Source organism: Variovorax monticola, from assembly GCF_051216855.1.
GTDB lineage: Bacteria > Pseudomonadota > Gammaproteobacteria > Burkholderiales > Burkholderiaceae_C > Variovorax.
In genome coordinates this window covers 535,323-551,342 of the sequence record NZ_JBPJZP010000005.1, presented here as the reverse complement: position 1 = coordinate 551,342, position 16,020 = coordinate 535,323, and the positions used below count along the sequence as shown (strand labels likewise).

Here is a 16,020-nt window from a genome sequence, read left to right as displayed (position 1 = left end):
CATGTCCTTTCTCTCGTTCCTGCTGGGCGAAAAGAAGAAGACTGCGAGCGTCGCGAAAGAGCGGCTGCAGATCATCCTCGCGCACGAGCGGTCCAGCCTCAGCGGCAAGAAGCGGCCCGACTATCTGCCCGAACTCCAGCGCGAGCTGGTGGCGGTGATTTCCAAGTACGTGTCGATCAACCCGAGCGACATCAAGGTGCACCTGGAGACCCAGGACAACCTCGAGGTGCTCGACATCAAGATCGAGCTGCCCGACCCCACGCCTGTGCCCGCTACGCCCGCTGCGGCGCGCTGAGCGCAAAGAAGCGAAAGCGCACGGACGGGTCTTTCAAGACCCGTTCGGCCAATGCGCGTTCCCACGCGAGGTAGCCGGCCCAGGCCGCATCGCGGCGCGGACCGAACACGCGCATCACCGAGCCCCAGTCGTCGTCGAAGGGGGTCAGCAGCTGGGCCGGCTCGAAAGCCGCCTCCAGCGGCCTCTGCGAAGCCTTCCAGCCCTGTGTTCCGCCCTGCAGCCAGGTGAACACCGCCCCTGAACCCTGCCAGCGCCGGTGCGCATCGCGCGCCACGCGGGCGGCGGCCGTGCCGTCGGGCGAGGTGAAGACGAGGGTGCGGCCGGCCACGGCGTGCGCGGAGAGCGGCGCCAGCGAGGCCGGCAGCAGGTAGAGCGCACCGGGCAGGTGGCCGCGCTCGTAGTCCAGGCTGGGCCCGACGTCGACCACCGTGGCCGCGCCGTCCCCGAGCAGAGCGGCCAGGGCCTCGGGCACCAGCGGTGGCGGCGCCGCGTCGATGGCCACCGACGGGTCGAGCGGGGCCTGCTGCGGCGTGCACTCGCCGTCGTACACGTACACCTCGGCCTGGCCGAGCTGCGTGAGCCAGAAGGCCGTGACGGCCGCGCGCAACCGGTGCGCCGGGTCGTCGAGCAGCACGATGCGCGCGCCGCGCGTGCCCACGAGGTTCTCGAAATGCATCAGCAGCTGGCCGCCGGGTACCTGCCGCAGGCCGGTGTGCGCGAAGGCCGGGTCGGCCTCGGGCCGCACGTCGAAGACGTAGAGGGTGCGCGCTTCGTCGCCGCGCCAGCGGGCCAGCTGCGCGGCATCGGCCACGGGCAGCGCGAAGCTGCGCAGCAGGTCGTCGGCGATGCCGCGCAGCAGCGCCGGGGATTCGGGCGGCAGTTCGTCCTCGGGCGCCGCGTTCTGCACCGTGGGTGCGCCGTGCAGGCCCCAGTCCATGACGCCGTCCTCGACGAACACGGCGTCGCTCGCGCGGCCGAGCAGCCGCAGCGTGGTGGCGCCGACGATGCCGCGTGTGCGGCTGAAGCAATTGATGGCCCACAGGTGGTCGGGCGAGTCTTCGGCCGGGTGACCGGCCCCGCCCGGCGCGAAGCGGCGCAGCGCCAGCTCGGTGCCCGCGTGGTTGCGCGCGCCGGGCAGCGAGAGAAATTCGAACTCCGCGCGCGGCCGCGCGTCGACCAGCGTGGTCGGCCGGCCTTCGCGCAGGCGCGCGCGCAGGGCCTCCACGGGCAGGCCGGGCGTGCCGAAGTGCAGCCGCACCCGGTCGCCGAAGGCCTTCACCAGCGTGCCGTAGCCGTCGATGGCGGGCAGGCCCTCGGCCAGCCAGCGCTGCAGGCCGCCCGCGAGCGTGCGCACGTCGGTGTAGCCCAGGCGCGCGAGCACCACTGCGGCTTCCTGCGCCACGCCGTCGGGCGCGCCGTGGTCGTCGTGCAGCACCACGGGCGTGGAACGGCGCGGCACCAGCGCGCCGACCTGCAGCTCGAGCCCGCTGAAGGGCGCGTTGCGCGCAAGGTTGAGGTGGCGCTGCACGAACCAGCGCGTTTCGCGCACGTCGAGCAAGGCGAGTTCCGCCGCCGGCTCGGCCAGCAGCAGGGCCCACAGCTCGGCGGGCGCGACGGCGCTGGGCGTGGGCGTCGGCGTCGGCGAACTCATGCGCGCATTCTCGGGTGCGCGTCTCTGTCGCTGTCCCTTTGCACCGTATCGCCGCCCACGGTGGCGGCGTGAATCTGCGCATCGGTGGCCAGTGCGGCGAGCAGCGCCAGGGCCAGGCGGAGAAGGAAGTTTTTCATGGGCGAGGGAACACAGCGGAGCCGGCGAGCGTAGGCCGCACCCCGCGCCGCGGCGAACGAAGTTTCACGTCCATGCTTATGCGAAATGCGCGCATGCAAGCGGTCGCTTGCTACCTAGCATGCAGTCCTTCACCATGACATCGACTGCCACGCCGCTCACAGAAAAGCCGTCCGTGCGCCGCCACTGGTGGTGGCACTACGAAGTGCCCACGCTGCTGCTGGCCGGCGCGCTCTACGCCGCATGGGCCGCGTTGCTGTGGTGGCACGCGGCGCTGCCGGGCTGGGCGTTGTTCGTGCTCGGCGGCTTTCTGGCGCAGCTGCATTTCTCGCTGCAGCACGAGAGCATCCATGCGATGCGGCACCTGCCGAAGTGGCTGCGCCACGCGGTGGTGTGGCCGCCGCTCAACCTGTGGCTGCCGTACCCGTTCTACAACCGCGGCCACAGCTCGCACCACGTCAACTTCCACCTGACGCACCCGGAGCGCGACAACGAAAGCGCCTACCACTCCGCGCCCGCCTGGGCCGGCTACGGGCCGGTGTGGCGGTGGATCTACATGGCCAACCAGACCATCGCCTTCCGCGTGGTGCTGGGGCCGTTCCTGAAGCTGTGGAAGCTGGTGCGCTTCGAGGGCGGCCAGGTGCTCTCGGGCGACTTCTCGCGCCTGCCGACCTGGGGCTGGCATGCGCTGAGCGTGGCGCCGGTGCTGTACTTCGTGACGGCCGTGTGCGGCATCGGCCTGGGCGAGTACCTGCTGTACTTCGTGTACCCGGGAATGATGCTCGGCTCGCTGCGCACCTTCACCGAACACCGCTGGGCCGACACGCCGCACGAGCGCGTGGCCATCGTCGAGTCGAACCTGGTGTTCGGGCTGCTGTACCTGTTCAACAACCTGCACCACGTGCACCACCGCGCGCCGACCATGCCCTGGTACGAGATTCCGGTGTACTTCCGCCGCCACCGCGCGGCGGTGCTGGAAGCGAACGGCCATTTCTACTACCGGGGGTACGGGCAGATCGTGTGGCGGCACCTGTTCAGGCCGGTGTTCACCCCGGTTCATCCGACGTGGTAGCCGGCAGCGCCTGCAGGCGCTGGGCCCATTCGGCTGCCTTGTGCGCGTCGAACAGCGGGCTCGCGCGGTCGCCGTAGAGCACCTGCGCCAGGTCTTCGACACAGGCGCGCTGGCTTTCCCGGTTCTGCTCGCAGTCGCCGAGCGCGGCGCCGGCCAGCAGCCAGCGTTCGGCCTCGAAGGCCTCGGCGACATCAGGCTGCGCGCCATGCCCGTGGAAGCGCAGCATGCCCAGCCCGTGGCAACCCCAGCCCTGCAGGCGGCTGTCGTTGTTTTCCGCCAGCTTCTGGAACGCGTAGGCCGCCTCGGCGTAGAACCGCTTGGCCTGCGCCGCATCGGCAGCCTCGTCGCCAGCGGTCTCGCCCGCTTCCACGGCCAGGCGGCGCAGCGTGACGCCGAGCTGCAGCGTGCCGTCGTCGTCGCCGGCCTCGTCGCTGCGGCGAAAGTAGCCTGCGGCGCGCGCCAGGTCGGGCGCCACCTGCTCGCCGTCTCGCAACGCCAGGCCCAGGTTGAACAGCGCCATGGGGCTGTCGCGTTCGGCGGCCGCTTCGTAGTGCCGCACGCCGGCCTCGGGGTCGCGTTCGCCGCCCACGCCTTCGAAGAGCATGTAGCCCAGCTGGGCCCGGGTTTGCGCGTCGTCGGCGCCGCCGTGCGCAACGGCGTGGACGAGCCATGCGCGCGAGCCGGCCGGGTCGGCGCCTGTGCCCTCGGCGTTGCTGCGCAGCATCAGCGCGAGCTCGCGCATGGCTTCGGGCAAGCCGCCCGGTGACGCACTGGCCGGCGCATCGCCCGGCGCGCGCACGCCGGCGGCACGCGCCATCCATTGCAGGGCCTGTGCTGCGTCGGCCGGCACGCCCTCGCCGTCGCGCAGATGGCAGGCCAGCTCATAGGCCGAGCGCAGGTCGCCCGCCGCATGGCGCTCGGCCATGTGCGCGGTGTGCGCCTGCTCGCGGCCGTCGGCGTGCAGCCAGACGTACACGTCGCGGTCGTTGCGCGCGGCCTTCACCGGCTCGCCCGCGCTCCAGCGCTTGCGCAGTTCGGAGCGAACCAGCACGGCGTACCAGCCCTCGCTGACGGAGACCGGCGACGCGATCCAGGGGTAGGCCTGCGGGTGCAGCGTGGACCCGTCGGCGCGCAGCACGCCCACGGCCAGTTGACCCTTGGCCGTCCTGTCGGTCTTTTCAGCCCGCGGCAGCGGGTCGGCCACCAGCCAGCCGATGTCCTGCGTGCCCCACGTGAGCGGCTGCACCGTGCGGTGCCTGCAGGGCACCAGCTCGCGGCCGGCGCCGATGTCGTAGATGCCGCGCAGCCACGGCGCGTTCTTCGCGGTGCGCCCGCCCTTGGACGCCACGCGCACCAGGTCGCGCCGCACCATCGCATGGTCGCGCTCCTCGCCGGTCGGCGGCTCCAGCGTTTCGAACAGGCCGTAGTCGAAGGGCACCAGCACCTGGCCATGCGCGTCGATCAGCCCGCACCGGCCCGCTTCGCGCTGCACGGCGAAGCGCTTCGGCCGGGCCACGGGCGCGGCATGGCCCGGCGCCGCGTCGGCGGCCTCCAGCATCTCGACGGGATATTCCTCGAGCAGCTCCAGCACCTCATACACCGGCTCGACCGCTACGCGGCCCTGCGTGTCGACGAGCCCGGTCATGCCGTCGCGCACGGCTTCGAAGGCGTCCCAGTCGTGGTGCCACTCGAGGGTGTCGAAACCCGGCGGCACGGCCCATGCGCAGTCGGTGCGCACCAGGCCCCAGCCGGCGTCGGTGTGCGCGGGTGCGAGGCCGCAGGGCGCGAAGTCTTCGGCCTCGTCGAACCGCGGCGCCACGGCCCACCGGCCCTGCGCATCGACATAGCCGTGGCGCTCGCCCACGCGGGCGCGCGCCATGCCGCCGGCAAAGCTCCAGATCTCGTCGACCGAAGGCGCCATGAGCCAGCTGCCGTCCGTGCGCAGCAGGCCGATGTGGTCGCCCACCAGCACGGTGGCGATGTCGTCCTCGAAGTCCCAGGCCTCGTCGAGCTGAGGTGCGAGCAGCACGCGCGGTGCATCGGGGTCCGCCAGCAGCAGGCCGGTGTGCTCGCCGCGCGACACCCACAGCAGGCGCGCATCGCTCGCGCCGCTGGCGCGGATGTCGTCCCACGCGGGCTCGGCCACGGTGCGCCGGTCGCCGTCTTGCGAGAAGCGCACACCCCACAGGCCGTCGGCCTCGAAGCGCCAGAGCGGGCCGACCAGGTGGTTGTCCCAGTCGCGGTCTTCCCCGTCTTGCTCGTCGCCGTTCCCGTCGCCTTCATTTGCCGTGAAGTCTTCGAAGCGCTCGTCGCGCGGCGGCTCGAAGCCGTTGAAGTACGGATGCGAAACACCGCCCAGGCCGAACTGCCAGGCCCAGCCCTCCCAGTCCGCGAAGCGCTTGATGCCGAGTTCGGCGTCGAAGCCCGGGTGGTTGCCGGCGTCGATGCAATGCTGCACGCGGGCCCACCGCGCGTTGCATTCGCCGCGGCTGCGCTCGATGAAGCCGTCCTGCTGCGCATCGCCGTCCATCCACGACAGCTCGTCCAGGTCGGCGGACAAGCGCGCCCGGGTGCCTTCGGGTGCCTCGTCGATCAGCGCGGCCAGGTGCAGCGCCAGTGCCTCGAACTGCAGCGCAATCTGCGGCAGCGTGTGCAGCATCGGATGCTGCCCGACAAAGTCCTGCATGCGCCGGACGCGGCCCAGCGCAGCATGCGCGTCGCTGGCGAGGCTGGGGGTGCCGGCGTCGCCGAAGACGCGCTGGTGGTCGATGGCCGCGCCCGCCGCGCCGTCGGCCAGCAAGATTTGCCAGAGCACGGGAAAGTTGTTGTTGGCCGCGCCGAATTCGGTGGAGCCAGCCTCTTCGTCATCGGCAGCGGTGCGGTGTTCGAGATAGAGCCAGGAGCGATTACCCATGTGCGGTCGGTGCGTGTGCGTCCCTGGCGAAGGCCAGGGTCGGCAGGCAGTTTAGGGGCGCGGCACGACGCCGCGAGCCGCCCGCGCGCTCACCCGCCAGCACCCTCCTCGACGCGGCGGCAAAAGCCTTAAAGATGTTTTACTCATGTGGAACCAACAAACGCATCGTTCCCCGAATAAGCACTTCTGCCGAGAATCGCCCCTCGGCCCCAACCGGGGCCCCGACTCTCTTGACTCCTCCGCGGCAGATGAACTTTCAACAACTGCGCTCGGTACGCGAGGCCGTTCGTTGCGGCTTCAACCTGACCGAAGTCGCCCACACCCTCCACACCTCCCAGCCCGGCGTGAGCCGGCAGATCCGCGAGCTCGAGGAAGAGCTCGGCATCGAGCTCTTCGTGCGCGCCGGCAAGCGGCTCACCGGGCTCACCGAGCCCGGCGGCCACGTGCTGCCGATCATCGAACGCATGCTCATGGAGAGCAGCAACCTCAAGCACGCGGGCCAGGAGTTCGTGGCACAGCAAAGCGGCCTGCTCTCGGTGGCGGCCACGCACTCGCAGGCGCGCTACGCCATGCCGGTGGCGGTGCAGGAATTCCGCACCCAGTTCCCGAACGTGAAACTGCACCTGCACCAGGGCTCGCCCAAACAGATCGCGCAGATGCTGCTCGACGGCGAGGCCGACGTGGGCATCGCCACCGAGGCGCTGGGCGACTACCCGCAGCTGGTCGCCCTGCCCTGCTACCGCTGGACACATTCGGTGATCGTGCCGCCGGACCATCCGCTGCTGGACGCGCCGCTCACGCTCGACGCGCTCACGCGCTATCCGCTCATCACCTACGACACCGGCTTCACCGGGCGCTCCCGCATCGACGAGGCCTTCGAACAGCGCGGGCTGCAGCCCAACATCGTGCTGGCCGCCATGGACGCCGACGTGATCAAGACCTACGTGCAACTGGGCCTGGGCGTGGGCATCGTCGCCGGCGTGGCCTACGAGGCCGAGCGCGACACGCAGCTGCGCGCGCTCGACGCGGGGCGCCTGTTCGGCATCAACCTCACCAAGCTCGCGGTGCGCCGGGGCACCTACCTGCGCAAGTACGTCTACGCCTTCATCGAGTCGTTCGCGCCGACGCTGACGCGGGCGGTCGTGGAGAAGGCGCTGGGCGACGAGGCCAAGGCCTCGCATTACGAGATCTAGAACGTGGCCGGCGGCACATCGCGGTCAAGGGCCGGGTGTGTACTGCGGACGACAGAAAGGTTAAAAAAGAAGAATGCGGCTTCACACAGGGGGCGTACATTCGGGTTAATTCCCTGGCTTCCTGGAAACGGATCAGCAATGGCATCGACCCCGCAGCAGCAGCAACAGCAAACAAGGGCCGCCCTCAAGGCGGCCGATGCAGCAGAGCGCCGCGAGCGGTTGAGACGGGCCTTGCCCGCCACGGTGGAGCTGCTGCAGAGCCGACAGGCCGACCGCATCGACGACGCCGACATCGACGCGTACGTGGCCCTCAGCTGGCTCGAATGGCACGGCGGCGGCTTGCGCCTGACCATCACCGGGCGCAACGTCTGCGCCCAGTCCGCACCCACCGCACTGGTCTGAAAAAACGCCGCAAGCCTTTCGGCCTGCGGCGTTGGTCTGTCGCGTGCGACGGCCGGGACAGCGTCTGTTTACTGGCCTGCGATGATGTTCGCGATCACGCCGGTGGCAATGGCCGCGAGGACGAAGTCGCCGCCCACGCCCACCCACTGATAGCCACGGGGCGGCTGCTGAAGGCGGTAAGAGCGCCAGTCCTGCACCACGTAGTTGCGGCCACGGTACTCGCTGGGCACGCGACCACCACGGCGCCATTCGGCGTGCGGCTGCGGGAAGCCACGGCGATCAAACTGGCGGCCGTCGCGGAAGTCCTGGTTGCCGCGGTAGCCCGGAGGGCCGCCACGGTAATCGCCACGGTCGCCGCGATCGCCATTGGGGCCACGCTGTTCGAAGCGGCCGTCACGGCCATCGCCGCCGGGACCCGGGCGGCCGTCGAAGCGGCGGTCTTGCGCAAAGGCGCTCCCCGCGGCCATGCACATTGCAAGCGCCGCGGCGGCAACGGCCATGCTCTTTGAATTGCGGATCATCTGGAACTCCTTCATGCGTTGGTGACAGGTCCATTGTCTGCCCCGCGTGTGTCCGCTTCGGCCACTTCAGGTCGCGGTCAGGTGAAATCAGGTAAGCGCTGGTATCCGCACGGGGCCTTGTCCTTCATGAGCTCTGGATGCCACGCAGTGTCGACTCATCCGCCCACCACGCTGTCGGCCGGGTCTGTGCGATGGCCGCGTTTTGTTTCGCGCCCCACCGGCGGCAGGTCGAGTTCGATCAACGCGCCATGCGCGCGTGCCAGGTCGAAGGTGCCGGTCGACTGCGGCTTGTCGGTGTGCAGCACCAGCGCGTACGGCCCCTCGCCACGCGCGGCGATGCGTTGCGCGAGCGTGTCGCCGCCCTCCCCCGCATTCGCTGCGTTCTCGCGCGGCGACGACAGCACGAGCACGCTGCCACCCAACGCGACGACCGCCACGCGCACGTTGCTGCCGGGCACCGCCACGGGCTCCCCGATGTGCGTGTCCGCGTCGTCGTGTTCGGTGCCGAGCAAGGCGCGGTAGCGCGAGAGCGTCGCGTCGAGGTCGCGCACGGCGATGGCCAGGCTCGCCACGCCGAGCGCGCCGTTGGCATGCACGCGCACCTCGCCTTCGGGCACGCGCAGGGCGCGCGGCGTGAGGTCCCCGCACAGGAAGGGCAGGTCGGCCGAGGGCGAGCGCGCCGTTTGCCAGCGCAGGCGTTCGCCGTCGGGGCGCACGCGGCCGCCGTCGAGCGGGCCTTCCAGCAGCAGGCCGCGCGCCTTCGCGTCGGCCACGGTGGCGGCGGTGCTGCGCGGCAGCAGCGCGAAGTCGACGATGCCTTCGCCGTGGCGCTGCAGCAGCTGCCACCAGCGTTCGGCGGGCGACGGTTCGCGCCACGCGATCAGCTCGAAGTAGCTGCCGTCGCCGAACACCACCAGCGCGTTGTGCGTGGCGCGGCCCGGATGGTCGCCGCCGCGCACCACGTGGAAGCCGAGCGCGCCGTAGTCGGCAATGCTGCGTTCCAGGTCGTGGACCGCGATGACGATGTGGTCGAGTTTCAAGGACATGTGTGTTTCTCTGTGGGTCGTCTGAATCAGGAAGCGGGATCAGGAAGCGGTGCGCGCGGCGTCGCCGCCGCCCAGGTACGCATCGCGGATGCGCGCGTCGGCCAGCAGCTCGCGCGCCGGGCCCGACAGCACGATGCGCCCGGTCTGCAGCACATAGCCGTGGTGCGCGATCTGCAGCGCCAGGCTGGCGTTCTGCTCGACCATGAACACCGACACGCCCTGCGCGTTGATGCGCGCGATGAGCTCCAGCACCTTGTCGACGTACAGCGGCGACAGGCCCATGGTCGGCTCGTCCATGCAGATGAGCTGCGGGCGCCCCATGAGCGCACGCGCCATGGCCACCATCTGCTGCTCGCCGCCCGACAGCGTGCCGGCCTGGAACTCGATGCGCTCGGCCACGCGCGGAAAGAGCTCGAGCATGCGTTCGAGGTCTTCGGCCACGGCCTTGCGGTCTCGGCGCGCATAGGCGCCCATCAGCAGGTTCTCGCGCACGGTCATCGCCGGGAACAGGCGGCGCGCCTCGGGCACCGAGCCGATGCCCTTGCGGATGATCTGCGGCGTGCTCAGGCCCAGTGTCGAGGCGCCGTCGAAGTTCACTTCGCCCGAGCGCGGCTTGAGCAGCCCGAGCACGATCTTCATGGTGGTCGACTTGCCGCTGGCGTTGCCGCCCAGCAGGCTCACGATCTGGCCCTTGCGCACCTCGATGTCGAGGTCGAAGTGGGCCTGCACGGGGCCGTAGAAGCTGTTGATCTTCTTGAGCTGGAGCAGGGGTTGCGCGGATGCGCCGGAAGCCGGCGCCGTGCGTTCGGGCAGACCCTCACCCCAACCCTCGCCCCGCAGGGGAGAGGGAGCAGGAAGGCCGGTGCGGGCGACGGTGGCGATCATGCGGGCACCGCCTGCGCCTGCGTGTGCGTCTCTCTGCGTGCCTGGCCCACATGGCGGTGGCCCAGGTACGCCTCGATCACCGCCGGGTCGTTGCGCACTTCGTCGGGCAGGCCTTCGGCGATCTTGCGGCCGTCGTCGAGCACGGCCACGCGGTCGGACAGCTGCATCACCAGGTCGAGCTTGTGCTCGATCAGCAGGATGGTCTGGCCGCGCGCCTTCAGGCCGCGAACGATCTCCAGCATCTCGGCCGTCTCGCTCTCGTTCATGCCCGCGGTGGGCTCGTCGAGCAGCAGCAGGCGGGGCTTGAGCGCCAATGCCCGCGCGATCTCCACGCGGCGCCGGTTGGCGTACGAGAGGCTGTAGGCCGGGTGGCCTGCGCGCGGCGCCAGGCGTTCGCCGAACAGCGCGATGATGGCGTGCGCGTCTTCGCGCAGCGCCTGTTCCTCGCGGCGCACGGCACCGGGCTGCAGCAACGCCAGCGCGAGTTCGGCCAATGCGCCCAGGCCCGGAATGCCGCCCACGCGCGGCTTCACGGCGCGCAGCCGCGTGTGCGCGCCTACCAGCACGTTGTCGAGCACCGAGAGGTTCGCAAACACGCGCCCATGCTGGAAGGTGCGCGCCAGGCCGCGCTGCGCGAGCTGCTGCGCCGGCAGGCCGGTGATGTCCTGCCCGTCGAACAGCACCTGCCCTTCGTCGGGCTTGTCCAGCCCGGTGACCAGGTTGAACAGCGTGGTCTTGCCTGCGCCGTTCGGGCCGATCACGCTGAGCAGTTCGCCCTCGTCCACGTGCAGGTCGACCGCGTTGACGGCCGTGAGCCCGCCGAAGCGGCGCACCAGGCCTTTGATTTCAAGCAGCGAGGGCATCGGCGGGCGTCTCCGGCACATGGGCCTTCGAGTTCACGAGCTTCACCTCGGCGCGAATGGTCTGCGGGTTGCGCAGCAGGTTCAGGATGGGGCAGTTGCGCTCCACCGCCTCGAACAGCGCGTCGATGTCCGCGCGGCTCGCGGGCGAATCGATGTGCACCGTGTAGCCGATCTCGTGCGGCCAGATGGGCGTGTGCTCGTGGCCCGGCTTGCCGCCGCGCGGATCGATGACGCCGGTCACTTCCACCTCCAGGCTTTCGAGCGGCACCTGGCGCTCGGCCGCATGGATCAGGAAGATGTGCGTGACGCAGGTGCCCAGCACACCCAGCTGCAGCTCGGGCGAACTGGGGCCGAGGTTGTAGCCCGCGAAATCGGGCGGGCTGTCGCTGATGACCTGGTGCTCGCGAATGCGCAGGCGGCGCACGCCGCTGCGGCCTTCGGCCTTCACGGTGGCCTTGAGTTGCGCCGGCTTGGCGGTGCCCGCTTCGACGGCGGCATTGCGTGCCAGCACGGCGGCGCGTTTCTCGGCGAGGTAGTCGTTCAGGTGGCTCATGGTGTGGTTCTTTCAGACAGTGCCCAGCAGACCTTGCGGGCGGAAGCGGATCAACAGAAGCAGCGCCACGCCGTAGATCAGCATGCGGTACTCGGCGGTCACGCGGAACAGCTCGGGCAGGCTCACGAGCGCGACCGCGCCCAGCAGCGCGCCGCTGATGTTCCCCAGGCCGCCCAGGATCACCATCGTCAGCGCGAGGATCGAGATCTGCGAGCCGAAGGTCTCGTGGTTGATGTAGGAGTACATGTGCGCGGTGAAGGCGCCGCTCACGCCGGCCGCGAAGCCGCCGAAGCCGAAGGCCAGCGCCTTGTAGCGGTCGGGGCTCACGCCGTAGGCGCGCGCGGCCACCTCGTCTTCGCGCACCGCGCGGAAGGTGCGGCCCAGGTGCGAGCGCAAGAGGCGCCACTGCAGCAGGGCCAGCAGCACCATCGCACCGAACGAGGCCCAGTAGATGGCCTCGTTCGACGAGGCGTCGCGCCCGAACAGCGACAGCGGCGGAATGCCCGACACGCCGATGGGCCCGTGCGTGAGGCTTTCCCAGTTGAGGATGGTGAGCGCCACGATCTCGCCGATGCCCAGCGTGGCGATCGACACGTAGTGCCCGCGCAGCCGGAACGCCGGAAAAATCAGCGCAGTGCCGATCAGCGACGTGAGGATGCCCCCGAGCAGGATGCCCGTGCCCACCGGCAGGTGCAGGTCGAGCACCAGCAGCGACGAGGCATACGCGCCGATGGCCAGCAGCCCGGCGTGGCCCAGCGAGATCTGCCCGATGGTGCCGGCCACCAGCGTGAGGCTCAACGCGAGCGCACCGTAGAGCCATGCGTTGGTGAGCGTCTGCAGCAGGTAGGGCGACGGGTCGAACAGCGGCAAGGCCACCGCCGCAGCGAAGAGTGCGAGCAACACGCGCGGCGGTACGTGCCACGGCTTGCTGGGCGCGATGAAGGTGCCCGTGAGCGGCTCGGGCGGCAGCGCGCGCTTGCGGCCGAACAGCCCGTTGGGCTTCCACACCAGAATGACCAGCAGCAGCGCGAAGGCGAACAGGTTGCGGTACGGCGTGCCGAGAATCGCCACGCCGTAGCTTTCGATCAGCCCCAGCAGCAGGCTGCCGACGATGGCCCCGGGCACGTTGCCCACGCCGCCGACCACCGTGGCCACCACGCCCTTGAGCGTGGCCTGGAAGCTCATCGCCGGGCTGATGTTGTTGTAGTACATGCCCACCAGCAGGCCCGAGAGCCCGCCCAGCGCGGCGGCGATGGCGAACACGGCCTGGTTCACGCGGTCGACGTCCACGCCCATCTGCTGCGCCGCATCGCGGTCCTGCGCGGTGGCACGCACGGCCCAGCCCAGCCTGGTGAAGCGCAGGAAGCCGAACAGCACGGCCGCGCTCGTGATGCCGATGCCCGCGATCAGCAGGTCGAGTGCGCCGATGGTGCCGGTGCCGATCTGCAGGCGCCAGTCGGGCAGTTGCGTGGGCAGCGAGCGCGGGTCGGGGCTGAACACCAACTGCACCAGGATGTCGAGCACGAAGCTGATGCCGATGGTGGCCAGCAGCGGTGCGATGCGTGCCGCGCCCTGCAAGGGTCGCAGGCCCACGCGCTCGATGAGCATGCCCAGCGCGCCGGAGCCCAGCACCACCAGCAGGATGGTGACGGGCAGCGGCGTGTGCAGGTAGGTGATGCTGGCCCAGCCGATGTACGCACCCACCGTGTACACCGAGCCGTGCGCGAAGTTGATGAGGTGCGACACACCGAAGATCAACGCGAGGCCCACCGCCAGCAACGCGTAGATGTTGCCGATGATCAGGCCGTTGACGGTGTAGTCGAAGAAGGAGGTGAAGCTCATGCGGCGGTGCCTGCCTTGCTCCCTCTCCCGCTTGCGGGAGAGGGTTGGGGTGAGGGTGCGGCGGCGGATGCAAGGACCTGCCGCCTATCGAAGGCCGCTGCCCTCACCCTAGCCCTCTCCCGCAAGCGGGAGAGGGGACAACGCGAAAGACCGGTCATTTCGCCGTCGAGGCCACGGCCGCCTTCTCTTCCAGCTGCGCCCACTTGCCGTCCTTCACCACCAGGTTCACGCTCTTCACCCCGATCACGCGGCGCGTCTGCGCGTCGAAGTTGGCCTTGCCGAAGATCACGCTCGGCACGTCCTTGATCTTGTAGAACGCGTCGCGCACCGCCTTGCGGTCGGCCTGCGGGCCGGCCTGGCGCAGCGCCGCCGCGGCATACACCACCGCGTCGTACGCATAGGCGTTGAACGCATCGGGCTCCTTGTTGTACTTGGCGCGAAAGTTCTTCACGAACTCCTGCACCTCGGCGCGCGGCTCTTCGGGATAGAAGGACGTGTTGGTGTGGATGCCGTTCACCGCCGCGCCGCCGAGCTCGATGAACTTCGGCGAATACACCGAGCCCACCGCCGCGATCGGCTGCTTCAGGCCCACGCTGCGCACCTGGCCCGCGATGAGCGCGCCGTCGGGGTAGTAGGAGATGAGCACCAGCCCGTCGGGGTTGGCGTCGCGCACGCGCACCAGCGTCGAGCGGAAGTCCTTCTCGTCGGGCTGGTAGCCCTCGGCAATGGCGAGCTGCGCGCCGCGCTCCTGCGCGGCCTTCACCAGCACGTCCTTGCTGGTGCGGCCCCAGTCGGTGTTGAGGTACAGCACGGCGATGCGCTTGAAGCCCAGCGTCTTCACCGCGAGTTCGGCCAGCAGCGGCTGCGCGTCGGCCTGGCTGACGGAGGGGCTCCAGATGTAGTCGCCGGCCTTGGTGAAGTCGGGGTGCGAGTTGGTGAAGCCCAGCTGCACCAGGCCCGCGCGCTGGTAGATGGGCGAGGCCGCCATCGACGCCGGGCTGGAGAAGTCGCCCAGCTCGATGAGCACGCGCTTGTCGTTCACCAGCTTCTGTGCAATGGCCACCGACTGGCGCGGATCGCTCTGGCTGTCCTCGAAGTTGTAGGCCAGCGGACGGCCCAGGATGCCGCCCTGCGCGTTGACGTGGTCCAGCGCCAGGTCGAAGCCCGCCTTCCACTGCGCGCCGTATTGCGCGTTCTGTCCGGTGAGCGGCCCGCTCACGCCGAACCACACCGGCTCGCCGGTGGCGGGCGCGGCCCAGGCCGAGAGAGGTGCCACCAGCAAGGCGGTGGAAAGCGCGACCGCGTGGCGCAGGAAGCGGTGGCGAGTGAAAGGCGTCGCAGGTGTCTTGGGTGTGGGCATGGTGTCGAACCCCGTGATGAATGAACGTGCAGGGCCGCGATTCTTCGCCTGCGCCCCCCACCGGGGAACGAACAAAAACGGGGAGGCTTATGCGCTTTCCGCGCAAAGGGGCAAGCGCGGGCAGGCCCTGTGGCGCGTTTATGCTGCGCGCCACATGAAGCGCCGTCACCTCCTCACTCTGCTGGCCGGCGTGCCTGCCCTGGCCCTTCTTTCAGCCTGCGGCAAGCGCAAGGCAGCGGCGGCCGCGTTGAAGCCGGACGCCCGCGTGCTGGCCATCGGCGACAGCCTGACGCACGGCTACGGCGCGCCGCCCGACGCGGCGTGGCCCGTGAAGCTGGGCGAGTTGACGGGTTGGCAGGTCGACAACGAGGGCGTGAACGGCGACACCTCCGAAGGCGCGCTGCAGCGGTTGCCGGGGCTGTTGAGCGCGGGCGCCTACGACGCCGTCCTGATCGGCATCGGCGGCAACGACATGCTGCGCGGCGTGTCGGCCACCGCCACGCGCGACAACCTCGCGGCGCTGATCACCCAGGCGCGTGCGCACACGCCCTACGTCGCCGTGCTGGCCACGCCCGCGCCCGATGCGATGCGCGCGGCGGTGGGCTCGCTCAGCGATGCGCCGTTCTACGAAGAGGTGGCCAGGTCGCAGCAGGCGCTGCTGGTGCCCGATGTGTATTCGAGCGTGCTGTCGGACGCGTCGCTGCGCTCCGACCGCATCCATGCCAATGCACGAGGCTATGAAAAGGTCGCGCAGTTGCTGGCCGACCAGCTGAAGGCCGCCGGCTGGCGTTAGTCGGCCGCTGCTGATCGGGTGTTCGGCAGGTCGACGCAGGCGTCCTGCACCAGCTGTTCAACGCCAATGCCCAGCCGCGCCATGAGCGCGTGGGCGATTCCTTCGGCTCGGCGCGGTCTGGTGCGAAGGTGCGCAGCTTGAGGCGGTCGGCACTGTCGTTGCAGCGGAAGAAGGTGTCGTCTTGCGCGATCTCTACAGGGCCCTTGTCGGCGAGCGTTGCAGCGATGTTGGCGATGCGATCCATGCTGTCGATGCGGGCTTTGATCTCGACGTTTCTTGCCATGTGTCTCTGCGTTGGGTTCGTTGGCGCATTTATTCAGGGCGCGTGCACAGGCCGCCGGGTACTTCCCTCCGCGAATGTCCCCCGGGGCTGCGCCCCTCCTCCTTTATTTCGCTGCGGGAAGCACCCGACGCCCTGTTCACCTGGGCACGCTGTCGGGTCGTGGCCGATCAACGACCGCGCTGAAGGCTCACGCCGATGCGGTGCCCCTTTTC

At 69.9% G+C, this 16,020-nt stretch carries 15 protein-coding genes and 1 pseudogene; 5 read left to right on the top strand and 11 right to left on the bottom strand.

The window, feature by feature from the left end; genetic code table 11:
* The first annotated feature begins 1 nt into the window (after nucleotide 1).
* A complete protein-coding gene (minE, locus tag ACSFA5_RS20415; RefSeq protein WP_435445851.1) occupies nucleotides 2–295 on the top strand; it encodes a cell division topological specificity factor MinE in 294 nt (97 codons plus the stop codon).
* On the opposite strand, the gene ACSFA5_RS20410 is transcribed toward minE, so the two are convergent.
* Together ACSFA5_RS20410 and ACSFA5_RS20405 are read right to left on the bottom strand one after the other, a co-directional pair.
* Complete coding sequence (locus tag ACSFA5_RS20410) at nucleotides 273–1,946, bottom strand: rhodanese-like domain-containing protein (protein WP_435445850.1); 1,674 nt, start codon at nucleotides 1,944–1,946, stop codon at nucleotides 273–275. The genes minE and ACSFA5_RS20410 overlap by 23 nt on opposite strands.
* Complete coding sequence (locus ACSFA5_RS20405; RefSeq protein ID WP_435445849.1) at nucleotides 1,943–2,083, bottom strand: hypothetical protein; 141 nt, start codon at nucleotides 2,081–2,083, stop codon at nucleotides 1,943–1,945. The genes ACSFA5_RS20410 and ACSFA5_RS20405 overlap by 4 nt, the downstream gene beginning before the upstream one ends.
* A 134-nt stretch (nucleotides 2,084–2,217) precedes the next feature.
* Here ACSFA5_RS20405 and ACSFA5_RS20400 point away from each other — a divergent pair, with 134 nt between their 5' ends.
* Entirely contained in the window at nucleotides 2,218–3,153 is a 936-nt protein-coding gene (locus ACSFA5_RS20400; protein ID WP_435445848.1) for a fatty acid desaturase, read from the top strand.
* On the opposite strand, the gene ACSFA5_RS20395 is transcribed toward ACSFA5_RS20400, so the two are convergent.
* Nucleotides 3,128–6,067 (bottom strand): SEL1-like repeat protein, encoded by a 2,940-nt coding sequence (locus tag ACSFA5_RS20395; protein ID WP_435445847.1) that lies wholly within the window; start codon nucleotides 6,065–6,067, stop codon nucleotides 3,128–3,130. The two genes, ACSFA5_RS20400 and ACSFA5_RS20395, sit on opposite strands and share 26 nt — an antisense overlap.
* 248 nt (nucleotides 6,068–6,315) lie before the next feature.
* Here ACSFA5_RS20395 and ACSFA5_RS20390 point away from each other — a divergent pair, with 248 nt between their 5' ends.
* Nucleotides 6,316–7,260: a CysB family HTH-type transcriptional regulator gene (locus tag ACSFA5_RS20390; protein WP_435445846.1), complete on the top strand. Its 945-nt coding sequence runs from the start codon at nucleotides 6,316–6,318 to the stop codon at nucleotides 7,258–7,260.
* Between the two features lie 138 nt (nucleotides 7,261–7,398).
* Nucleotides 7,399–7,662 (top strand): hypothetical protein, encoded by a 264-nt coding sequence (locus ACSFA5_RS20385; RefSeq protein WP_435445845.1) that lies wholly within the window; start codon nucleotides 7,399–7,401, stop codon nucleotides 7,660–7,662.
* Between the two features lie 68 nt (nucleotides 7,663–7,730).
* On the opposite strand, the gene ACSFA5_RS20380 is transcribed toward ACSFA5_RS20385, so the two are convergent.
* The 7 genes from ACSFA5_RS20380 to ACSFA5_RS20350 form a co-directional block, all read right to left on the bottom strand.
* Nucleotides 7,731–8,183, bottom strand: coding sequence for an RcnB family protein (locus ACSFA5_RS20380; RefSeq protein WP_435445844.1), 453 nt, complete (start codon nucleotides 8,181–8,183; stop codon nucleotides 7,731–7,733).
* A gap of 155 nt (nucleotides 8,184–8,338) precedes the next feature.
* Nucleotides 8,339–9,229, bottom strand: coding sequence for a VOC family protein (locus ACSFA5_RS20375; RefSeq protein ID WP_435445843.1), 891 nt, complete (start codon nucleotides 9,227–9,229; stop codon nucleotides 8,339–8,341).
* Between the two features lie 39 nt (nucleotides 9,230–9,268).
* The gene (locus tag ACSFA5_RS20370; protein WP_435445842.1) at nucleotides 9,269–10,114 is read right to left on the bottom strand and encodes an ABC transporter ATP-binding protein; all 846 of its coding nucleotides are present in this window, start codon (nucleotides 10,112–10,114) and stop codon (nucleotides 9,269–9,271) included.
* Nucleotides 10,111–10,977, bottom strand: a complete 867-nt coding sequence (locus ACSFA5_RS20365) for an ABC transporter ATP-binding protein (protein ID WP_435445841.1) — start codon at nucleotides 10,975–10,977, stop codon at nucleotides 10,111–10,113. Before ACSFA5_RS20365 ends, ACSFA5_RS20370 begins: the two co-directional genes overlap by 4 nt.
* Nucleotides 10,961–11,530 carry an OsmC family protein gene (locus ACSFA5_RS20360; RefSeq protein ID WP_435445840.1) on the bottom strand — a complete coding sequence of 190 codons (570 nt, stop codon included), beginning with the start codon at nucleotides 11,528–11,530 and terminating at the stop codon, nucleotides 10,961–10,963. Before ACSFA5_RS20360 ends, ACSFA5_RS20365 begins: the two co-directional genes overlap by 17 nt.
* A gap of 12 nt (nucleotides 11,531–11,542) precedes the next feature.
* Nucleotides 11,543–13,372: an ABC transporter permease gene (locus ACSFA5_RS20355; RefSeq protein ID WP_435445839.1), complete on the bottom strand. Its 1,830-nt coding sequence runs from the start codon at nucleotides 13,370–13,372 to the stop codon at nucleotides 11,543–11,545.
* 154 nt (nucleotides 13,373–13,526) lie between these two features.
* Nucleotides 13,527–14,732 (bottom strand): ABC transporter substrate-binding protein, encoded by a 1,206-nt coding sequence (locus ACSFA5_RS20350; RefSeq protein WP_435445838.1) that lies wholly within the window; start codon nucleotides 14,730–14,732, stop codon nucleotides 13,527–13,529.
* A 154-nt stretch (nucleotides 14,733–14,886) separates the two neighbouring features.
* On the opposite strand from ACSFA5_RS20350, the gene ACSFA5_RS20345 reads away from it, so the two are divergent.
* On the top strand, nucleotides 14,887–15,525 hold the full coding sequence (locus ACSFA5_RS20345) for a GDSL-type esterase/lipase family protein (RefSeq protein ID WP_435445837.1): 639 nt from the start codon (nucleotides 14,887–14,889) through the stop codon (nucleotides 15,523–15,525).
* 106 nt (nucleotides 15,526–15,631) lie between these two features.
* Here ACSFA5_RS20345 and ACSFA5_RS20340 read toward each other — a convergent pair.
* A pseudogene (locus tag ACSFA5_RS20340) lies at nucleotides 15,632–15,808 on the bottom strand (adenylate cyclase); the annotation flags it as partial.
* Nucleotides 15,809–16,020 lie beyond the last annotated feature (212 nt).

Excerpts from the sequence above, each read along its gene's own strand:
- minE (WP_435445851.1), top strand. The coding sequence starts at position 2 with ATGTCCTTTCTCTCGTTCCTGCTGGGCGAAAAGAAGAAGACTGCGAGC.
- ACSFA5_RS20410 (WP_435445850.1), bottom strand. The coding sequence starts at position 1,946 with ATGAGTTCGCCGACGCCGACGCCCACGCCCAGCGCCGTCGCGCCCGCC.
- ACSFA5_RS20405 (WP_435445849.1), bottom strand. The coding sequence starts at position 2,083 with ATGAAAAACTTCCTTCTCCGCCTGGCCCTGGCGCTGCTCGCCGCACTG.
- ACSFA5_RS20400 (WP_435445848.1), top strand. The coding sequence starts at position 2,218 with ATGACATCGACTGCCACGCCGCTCACAGAAAAGCCGTCCGTGCGCCGC.
- ACSFA5_RS20395 (WP_435445847.1), bottom strand. The coding sequence starts at position 6,067 with ATGGGTAATCGCTCCTGGCTCTATCTCGAACACCGCACCGCTGCCGAT.
- ACSFA5_RS20390 (WP_435445846.1), top strand. The coding sequence starts at position 6,316 with ATGAACTTTCAACAACTGCGCTCGGTACGCGAGGCCGTTCGTTGCGGC.
- ACSFA5_RS20385 (WP_435445845.1), top strand. The coding sequence starts at position 7,399 with ATGGCATCGACCCCGCAGCAGCAGCAACAGCAAACAAGGGCCGCCCTC.
- ACSFA5_RS20380 (WP_435445844.1), bottom strand. The coding sequence starts at position 8,183 with ATGATCCGCAATTCAAAGAGCATGGCCGTTGCCGCCGCGGCGCTTGCA.
- ACSFA5_RS20375 (WP_435445843.1), bottom strand. The coding sequence starts at position 9,229 with ATGTCCTTGAAACTCGACCACATCGTCATCGCGGTCCACGACCTGGAA.
- ACSFA5_RS20370 (WP_435445842.1), bottom strand. The coding sequence starts at position 10,114 with ATGATCGCCACCGTCGCCCGCACCGGCCTTCCTGCTCCCTCTCCCCTG.
- ACSFA5_RS20365 (WP_435445841.1), bottom strand. The coding sequence starts at position 10,977 with ATGCCCTCGCTGCTTGAAATCAAAGGCCTGGTGCGCCGCTTCGGCGGG.
- ACSFA5_RS20360 (WP_435445840.1), bottom strand. The coding sequence starts at position 11,530 with ATGAGCCACCTGAACGACTACCTCGCCGAGAAACGCGCCGCCGTGCTG.
- ACSFA5_RS20355 (WP_435445839.1), bottom strand. The coding sequence starts at position 13,372 with ATGAGCTTCACCTCCTTCTTCGACTACACCGTCAACGGCCTGATCATC.
- ACSFA5_RS20350 (WP_435445838.1), bottom strand. The coding sequence starts at position 14,732 with ATGCCCACACCCAAGACACCTGCGACGCCTTTCACTCGCCACCGCTTC.
- ACSFA5_RS20345 (WP_435445837.1), top strand. The coding sequence starts at position 14,887 with ATGAAGCGCCGTCACCTCCTCACTCTGCTGGCCGGCGTGCCTGCCCTG.